7 protein-coding genes are annotated in these 8,091 nt (G+C 65.0%); 4 read left to right on the top strand and 3 right to left on the bottom strand.

The window, feature by feature from the left end:
* Positions 1-103 precede the first annotated feature (103 nt).
* Positions 104-916, top strand: a complete 813-nt coding sequence (locus AC3WJM_RS15265; RefSeq protein WP_492272285.1) for a methylenetetrahydrofolate reductase — start codon at positions 104-106, stop codon at positions 914-916.
* 28 nt (positions 917-944) lie between these two features.
* Here AC3WJM_RS15265 and AC3WJM_RS15260 read toward each other — a convergent pair whose 3' ends face one another.
* Together AC3WJM_RS15260 and AC3WJM_RS15255 are read right to left on the bottom strand one after the other, a co-directional pair.
* Positions 945-1,652: an anti-sigma factor family protein gene (locus AC3WJM_RS15260; protein WP_492272284.1), complete on the bottom strand. Its 708-nt coding sequence runs from the start codon at positions 1,650-1,652 to the stop codon at positions 945-947.
* Entirely contained in the window at positions 1,649-2,149 is a 501-nt protein-coding gene (locus AC3WJM_RS15255) for a sigma-70 family RNA polymerase sigma factor (protein ID WP_059389901.1), read from the bottom strand. Before AC3WJM_RS15255 ends, AC3WJM_RS15260 begins: the two co-directional genes overlap by 4 nt.
* 154 nt (positions 2,150-2,303) lie before the next feature.
* Here AC3WJM_RS15255 and AC3WJM_RS15250 point away from each other — a divergent pair, with 154 nt between their 5' ends.
* Positions 2,304-2,849: a COG4315 family predicted lipoprotein gene (locus tag AC3WJM_RS15250; protein WP_492272283.1), complete on the top strand. Its 546-nt coding sequence runs from the start codon at positions 2,304-2,306 to the stop codon at positions 2,847-2,849.
* A gap of 155 nt (positions 2,850-3,004) precedes the next feature.
* Here the strand turns inward: AC3WJM_RS15250 and AC3WJM_RS15245 are convergent, their stop codons facing one another.
* Positions 3,005-3,853, bottom strand: coding sequence for a DMP19 family protein (locus AC3WJM_RS15245; protein ID WP_492272282.1), 849 nt, complete (start codon positions 3,851-3,853; stop codon positions 3,005-3,007).
* 167 nt (positions 3,854-4,020) lie between these two features.
* On the opposite strand from AC3WJM_RS15245, the gene AC3WJM_RS15240 reads away from it, so the two are divergent.
* Both AC3WJM_RS15240 and AC3WJM_RS15235 read left to right on the top strand, forming a co-directional pair.
* Positions 4,021-7,407: a DEAD/DEAH box helicase gene (locus AC3WJM_RS15240; RefSeq protein ID WP_492272281.1), complete on the top strand. Its 3,387-nt coding sequence runs from the start codon at positions 4,021-4,023 to the stop codon at positions 7,405-7,407.
* A 45-nt stretch (positions 7,408-7,452) separates the two neighbouring features.
* Complete coding sequence (locus tag AC3WJM_RS15235; RefSeq protein ID WP_492272280.1) at positions 7,453-8,088, top strand: CG0192-related protein; 636 nt, start codon at positions 7,453-7,455, stop codon at positions 8,086-8,088.
* The last annotated feature ends 3 nt before the right edge of the window (positions 8,089-8,091 follow it).

The raw sequence follows: 8,091 nt of genomic DNA, 5'->3' as shown, positions 1-8,091 counted from the left end.
CTGGCACACATCGCCGAAGGCATCCAGGACTCCGGCACCACCCGCCAGGAAGCCCGCACCCTCCTCGCACACCACGCGACGGCTTGATCCGGAAGGAGCCAGTATGTTCCCCACCCGGATTGAAATCATTCCCTCAGACGGAATCGTTGAGAAAGTCCAGGCAGCGGTACCGCTTTCCACGACGCTCACCGTGACCTGCCTGCCCCATCACGGGATCGAGCGGACCATGGAGGCTTCCATCAAGCTCAGCCTCCTTGGCTACACCGTGATTCCGCACCTCTCGGCACGTGGGCTGGAGAGCGGGGCGCAACTCTCCGGTATCCTCCGGGACTGCGAGGCCGTCGGGATTAGTGAGGTTTTCGCCATCGGTGGCGACGGAGCCCAAGGTGCCAGCCCCTACCGATCGTGCCTTCCCCTCTTGGCGGATATCGCCGAGTACACCGGTGGCAGCATCACGGCGGGCATCGCCGGTTACCCCGAGGGGCATCCGTCCATGAGCGGCCTCGACTTGCTGGATGCCCTGCTGGCCAAACAACATCTGGCCACGCACGTTGTCACGCAAATGTGCTTCTCCGCCCCGACGATCCTCGACTACGCAGCACTCCTGCGCCGGGAAGGCGTCGAGCTGCCGGTGTGGGCAGGCGTGGCCGGGGCCGTTCCCCGGACCAAACTGCTGGCCCTGGCAGCCCAGATCGGCGTCGGGACGTCCCTGAAGTTCCTCAGCAATAAAGGAACCCTTGCCCGGAAGCTTCTAGGCGGGGACAAGTACTCACCGGAAGGCCTCGTTTCCGAGATCATGGCGCACCCGGATGGCATCTCGGGAATCCATCTTTACAGCTTCAACCGACTGGACATGCCCATCTGGGAACGAAGCGACCTCCCCGATCCTGAGGCCAGCGAGGCAGCATCCGCGTAATCTGGCACCGCCTAGGTCCTGGGGACCCCTAGCTCCCCGGGACCGAAATCGCCGCGACCGTCTTTTGGTTGTCATCGCGCAGTTCCACGCCCGAAATCCCGGCGAGCTGGACCGGCGTCGCACCCGTGACCTTGATGTGGCCACTGGACGTCGCGGTCCATCCGCACGCCATTTCCTCCGTGCCGTCGCGGCCCTTGACCCACAGGTACATCGTGCCTTGCGCCGGCATGCTGCGGCCTTCCAGCTGAAGCTCGGTCCCCCACGCCTTCCTGACGAGCCCCACGGTGAGCTGCAGGCCATTGTCTGTCTGCACGGAGTAACTGGCGTCAGGCTTGGGTGGCTGGTTCAACACGGGCCCTGCCAGTATGCCCAAGCCAAGGCACGCCGCGGCGACGGCACCCACCAGGGCCGCCCACCGGCGTCGGGATTTCCGCCGCCGTGCCGCCATCTTCAGGAGGATCGGCTGCGGGAGCGTTTCCGTGAAAGCCCCTGTAAGTGGGCGGGCGTCGGAAGGGGCAGCGGTAGAGGGCTCGACGGCGGGGCGCCCGGCGGCGAGCGCGACGGCGTCGGGCACAGGGACGGCGTCGAGGAGGGCGGGGAGGCTCTCCAGCTCGCCCAACTCGAGCCGGCACTCAGCGCAGCTTGCCAAGTGCTCCTCGAAAATCCGGGCCTCGGCAGGCTCGAGTCCGCCGAGCAAGTAGGCGCCCAGCAATTGGTGAAGTCCGGTTTCGTTCACCGCTGCACCCCCATTTCGTCGAGAATCGTGCGGAGCGCCCTCACGGCGTAGAAGGCCCGGGACTTCACTGTGCCGCTGGGGATGTTGAGCCTCAACGCGGCCTCGTTCACCGTGAAACGTTCATAATGCAGTGCTACCAGGACCTCCCGGTGTTCGGTGCTGAGCCTCAGGAGCGCCTCCTCCATGAGGACCCGGTTGAGGAGCTCGTCCACCCGTTCGGTGGCCTCCTCCGGATCCGCCATGTCGCGTTCGGCAGCCTCTGCCGGGCGCCGCTGGGCCTTGCGGTAGTTGTCGATGATGACGTTGCGGGCAGTGCGGAACAAATAGCTGCGCAGGCTGCCGGTGATCTGCGGGGCGTGCTGCCACACGCGAAGGATGGTTTCCTGGACTACGTCCTCAGCCAAGTGCGCGTCCGGCGTGCAGCTCAGCACGAAGCGGCGCAGGGCCGTGCCGTGGTCGCGGTAGATCGCGGCCACTACATCCTCGTCGAGCGGCATCGGCGCCTCCTTGGTGCTCGGCTTCCCCTTCTCCTGCGATACGACGTGCCCGCCACGAAAAAGGTTCAAGCCCCCTGAACCATTCTTCACCCGACGGCGTCGTACGGGTTAGCTTCCGGCACGTCCACGGCCGGTCGACCCGAAGGAGCAAACCATGAAGAAGCAACTCGGCACCGGGCTCGGCATCCTTGCTCTGGCCATCGCCCTCACTGGCTGTGGAGGAAGCCCCGGCGCGTCGTCATCTTCGAGCGCCACCAGTCCCAGCCCCGCGGCGTCGAGTTCAAGCGCTCCGGCGTCGAGCACTCCTGCTGGCGCGGCCGAACTGAAGACGGCGTCGTCGAGCGTCGGCGAGAGAGTGGTCGCGGCGAACGGCAAGAGCGTCTACGTCTTCGCGAAGGACGTCAAGGATTCCGGCAAGAGCGCCTGCACCGGCGGCTGTGCCACCAACTGGCCGGCAGTGACAACGACGTCGGCCAAACCGGCGGTTGACGGGGTGAGCGGAACCATCGGCACCATCCCCACGGCAGACGGCAAGATGCAGATCACCATCAACGGGATGCCTATCTACTTCTACTCCAAGGATGAAGACTCCAGTGACACCTACGGACAAGGCGTGGGTGGCGTATGGTTCATGGTCAGCCCGTCCGGTTCCATGGTGACCCCTAGCAGCACACCAAGCGGGAGCAGCATGGGCTACTGAAACCGTCGCTCACGTTTGCACCCCAAACGGCAAACGCTCGCTCAGATCTTTCCGGACCGGCCGGAAGATCTGAGCGAGCGTTTGTCCAAAAGGCCTCAAAGGTGAGCGGGCGTCCGCCCCAGATGCCCTAAAAGTGAGCGGGCGTCTTAGGCGTCTTAGGCGTCTTCGAACGCTTCAGCGTCCTCGAACTCCACCGCGGCGATGATTTCCTTCGTCTCGGGGTGGATCATGAAGGCTTCGTCGTCCTCTTCGATCATGATGTAGTTGCCGTGGTCCGTGGCAAAGTGCCAGGCGAGGATCGTCTCGCCGTCGTGCTCGTAGTTGGGATCGCCCATGATGATCTTCTCCAGCCGGTAGCCGGCAACATCGCACAGTTCGCGGATGATGAGCTCGAATTCGGGGGCGTTCTCGAGTTCGGCTTCGGCCGCCTCGGCCTGGCGCTCTTCGAGGTTCGGGATGAGGGCTACACGCTCGGCGATGTGTGCCTCGAGCTGCTCCTCGTCGAGGTAGAGCACACCGTCCTGGCTGCGGAGCCACGCTGCGTTGAGTTCGATGATGTCTTCGGTCTCCAGGAGGGATTCGAATTCGCCGTCGAGGGCCTCGAGCTCGGCAACGGCTTCCGGTGCCACCTCGGACTCGTCAAGGTCGCCGTCCAGGTAGGCCTCGGCGTCCTCCTCAGAGAGCGCGTCGAAAGCTGCTGCGGTGCGGTTGAACAGCTCGAGGTGGCCCTTGGCGCCCATTCCTTCAAGGCCTTCGCGGACAAACGCATCCACCTCTTCGCGCTCCGGGACCGTGAAGACGTACTGGGCGAAACCGCCCGCGAGTGCCTGTGTCAGGTAGTAGTCCACAAAGTAGCTGCGCAGGGCGTTGGTAGCGATTTCCTCGTGGTTGAGGAGCTCCTCGTACATCTCGTTGACCACGGTGACGTTCGCGTCCACAACTTCTGCGTTGTCGGCCTCGATGCTGTCCTTCGTCAGAACGACGGGGTTCTCATTGCTGGTCATGGGATTTCCTCACTGCTGGGAAGCTTGTGCTGCTCCGGACCCTTTCAACGTACGCGGGGGCGGTTGTCGGGCAAGCTAGGCAGAGGTGAACGTCGGGCAAAGTTTCAGGGCTGCTGCGTGGGCCCTAGGATTCATAGATAGCCTCCTGCCGAAAGTAGCCTTAACGAATGCCTTCCCACTCAGACGATTCCTGGGAACTGGCGATTCAGACACCCGCCATTAACGACCGCTCCCTCGCGGCCGGCCTCGCCTATGCCATGGGTAGCCGGGTCAGCGGCATCACCTTCGACTCCGCCACGGGCCTGATGATGGGCAAGGTCAGGGGCAGCGGCCCGTCACCGTATTCGACGTCGGCCAAGCTGGTCCGCAAGCCCGGAGGCTGGAGCTGCACCGTGGGCGTGTGCAGTTGCCCCGTCCGCAAGGACTGCAAACACGTGGCCGCCCTTCTCTTCGCCGCCGAAGACCATCCCGCAGTGCGGGCACAGCTGCTCAGCGCGCCCGCGTTCGGACAGACGGCCCAAACAGGGGGAATCGTGCAGCGGCCGGCCTGGGAACAGGCGCTCAGCAAGCTCATCGCCACCCCGGGGACCGCACCGCAAGGCCAGGGCCTCCCCTTGGCACTGGCCTTCGAAGTGGAAGAACCGGCCCCGCACTTCTCCTACACAGGCCGGCGCGATCCTCTCCGCAGCGTGCGCCAGCTCAAGGCCCGCCCAGTGATGATGGGAGCCAAGGGCAAGTGGATCCGGGGCGACGTCTCCTGGACCAACCTGAACTACCTCGGCTACAAGCGCGAGTTCAACGAAGCCCATATCGACTGGATGCAGAACTTCCTCGCCGCGCATTCCACCGCGGACTACCGGCAGCTCACTTCCAGCATGTGGATGCTGCTCAACGAATTCGCCGGCAAGAACCTGTGGAGCCTGCTCGCCGAAGCCTCGAAGGTCGGGGTTTCGCTCATCCACTCCGGCGGGACCGAGCCGGTCCGCATTGCCGCGGAGCCCGCCGTCGTCGGGCTCGACCTTAGCCGGCCCGACGACGGACTGCAGCTGTCGCCGTCGGTGACCTTGGGCGGGGACGCCCTTGATCCGGCGGCCTTGGGCTTGATCGGCCGCCCGGCGCATGGATTGTTCTTCACGGGTCCCGGCGAGGGGCACTTGCCCGGCGTTTCGGCCCCCGCTAACCTCATCACGCTGGCCCCTTTGGAGGGCGGTGAGTCGCAGGAACTCCTCGATTTCGTCATGGGCGCGTCCGGGCTCCAGATCCCGGCAAAGGACGAAGAACGATTCCTCACGGCGTTCTATCCGAAGCTCAAGCAGTCCACGCGGGTCACGGCAGCGGACCATTCCGTCGAGTTGCCGGTCCTCGCCGTGCCCACGCTGTCCTTGCTGGCGAACTACGGCTCCGACCACCGCGTGCGGCTGCACTGGGAATGGCACTATAAAGCCGGCAAGCTCGTGACTGCCCAACCCCTCTGGCGGCACCCTGACGACCACGGCTATCGCGACGACGCCGAGGAAGCCCGGATCCTGGAGACCCTGGGCCGGCCTTGGGAGGTGGTTGCCGCGCTGGGCGAATCGTCGAGCGGCGGATGGGGGGCTCCACGCCTCGCCGCCTCGGTGGCGCTGGATGGGCTGGACACCCTGGCCTTCACCGAGGAGGTGCTGCCCCGGCTCCGCGAACTGCCCGACGTCGTCGTGGACACCTCCGGCGAGATCGCCGACTACCGCGAGGCCACCGAGGCTCCCGTCGTCTCCATTTCGACCAAGGCAACCGACAGCCGCGACTGGTTCGATCTTGGCATCGTCATCACGCTCGAGGGCGAACCCGTGTCCTTCGCGGCCGTGTTTTCCGCCCTCGCGGCCGGCCAGAGCCGGATGTTGCTGCCGAGCGGCGCCTACTTCTCGCTGGACCTGCCCGAACTGCACCAACTCCGCGCGCTGATCGACGAGGCCAGGTCCTTGCAGGACAACCCGGACCGGCACGGCACCCTGCAGATCAGCCGTTTCCAGGCCGGGCTCTGGGATGAGCTCGCGCAATTGGGGATCGTCGACGAGCAGGCGGCAGCATGGCGGGAGGCCGTGGGCGGATTGCTCGACGACGGCGTGACCGGGCTGCCGCTGCCGGGCTCGCTCGACGCCGAGCTGCGCCCGTACCAGTTGGAGGGATTCAACTGGCTGAGTTTCCTCTACCGCCACAGCCTGGGTGGCGTCCTGGCCGACGACATGGGCCTCGGCAAGACAGTGCAGGCGATTGCCTTGATGTGCGCGGCGAAGGAGCAGGCTGAGTCCGGCGCCGGAGGCACCGCGGGCGGCAGCGCCCCCTTCCTGGTGGTGGCGCCCACCAGCGTCGTGGGTAACTGGGCCGCGGAAGTGCAGCGCTTCGCCCCCGGTTTGAGCATAAAGACCGTGGGAGAGACCTTCGCCAAGAGCGGCGCGGATCCGCAGGAATCCATGGCGGGCATCGACGTCGTCATCACCTCGTACGCGCTGTTCCGGATCGACTACGAAGCCTACGCCGCCAAGGAATGGGCCGGACTGATGCTCGATGAAGCCCAGTTCGTCAAGAACCACCAGTCCAAGGCCTACCAGTGCGCCCGGAAACTCCCGGCATCCTTCAAGCTGGCCATCACGGGAACCCCGCTTGAGAACAACCTCATGGAGTTCTGGGCGCTGACCTCGATCGTCGCACCGGGACTTTTCTCCAGCCCGCGCCGCTTCGCGGAGTACTACCAAAAGCCCGTCGAAAAGAACGGCGACAAGGCCCAGCTCGCCAAGCTCCGCCGTCGGGTCCGTCCCCTGATGATGCGCCGCACCAAAGAGCAAGTCATCAAGGACCTGCCGCCCAAGCAGGAACAGGTGCTCGAAGTGGTGCTCAACCCGCGGCACCAGAAGGTGTACCAGACCCACTTGCAGCGGGAGCGTCAGAAGATCCTTGGGCTCATCGACGATGTCAATAAGAACCGCTTCACCATTTTCCAGTCGCTCACCCTGCTGAGGCAGCTGAGCCTGGACGTCTCCCTGGTGGACGAGTCCTTGTCAGCCGTGCGCTCGTCCAAGTTGGATGTGCTGTTCGAACAGCTGGAGGACATCGTCGCCGAGGGGCACCGGGCGCTCATCTTCAGCCAGTTCACGGGGTTCCTGGGCAAGGTCCGGGAGCGGCTCGACGCGGAGGACATCGAGTATTGCTACCTCGACGGCAGCACCCGGAACCGGGCCGACGTCGTGAGCGAATTCAAGAACGGCGCAGCACCCGTGTTCCTCATTTCCTTGAAGGCCGGCGGCTTCGGCCTTAACCTGACCGAGGCCGACTACGTGTTCCTGCTGGACCCGTGGTGGAACCCAGCTTCCGAAGCACAGGCGGTGGACCGCACCCACAGGATCGGGCAGGCGAGGAACGTCATGGTCTACCGCCTGGTGGCCAAGGACACCATCGAGGAAAAGGTCATGGCGCTCAAGACCAAGAAGTCGCAGCTGTTCGCGGATGTCATGGAAGGCGACGCCCTGGCCGGTGGCGCGCTGACGGCGGAGGACCTGGCCGGGCTATTTGCGGAGTAGGTTCGCCCTGAAGCAACTGCTTCTAGGTGGCCTAGGCTGGACCGCATGGCTATTATCCATCGAGCAACCCTGAGTCCCAGCAAACTTGAACTCATCGAAAGGTATTTGCCCGTCCAGCCGTGGTTCACCAAGGATGGCTCCGCGCCGCCCGAGCTGCTCGGTGCGTACCGCTTCGATGATCCGGACGGCGAAGTCGGCCTCGAAACCCACTTGGTCTCCCACGGCGGCAAGGTCTACCAGGTTCCCCTGAGCTACCGGGGTTCGGAATTGCCCGGTGCGGAGCACTCGCTGCTCGGCACCATGGAACACTCCGTGTTGGGCACGAGGTGGGTGTACGACGCCTGCACCGATCCCGTCTACGTCGCTGCCCTGGCCACCGCCATCCTCACTGGGCAGCGGGAAGCCGAACAGTTCGTGGACATGGACGGCGTGCTGGAGCCAAGGGCGAGTTCCGTCGAGGTCAAGGGCAGTGGAACCCCCGGCAGCGAAGTCCCCGCTCTGAGTCCCGCAGCGCCGATCACCGAAGGCGGCGTTACCAGCATCGACGCTGGTGAACTCACCGTCCAGGTGAACCGTGTCCTGTATCTGGGGATCCAGGGTTCGGAAGATTCGGCTGCCCTTCGGGGCACGTGGGCCGGGCAGGAGGCGCCGGTGCTGCTGGCGTCCCTCTCGCGGCCCTAGAGG

The organism is Arthrobacter sp. FW306-1B-G06A, assembly GCF_058781765.1.
The sequence above is the reverse complement of the archived record's forward strand: the minus strand, read 5'-3'. Positions and strand labels throughout refer to the sequence as shown.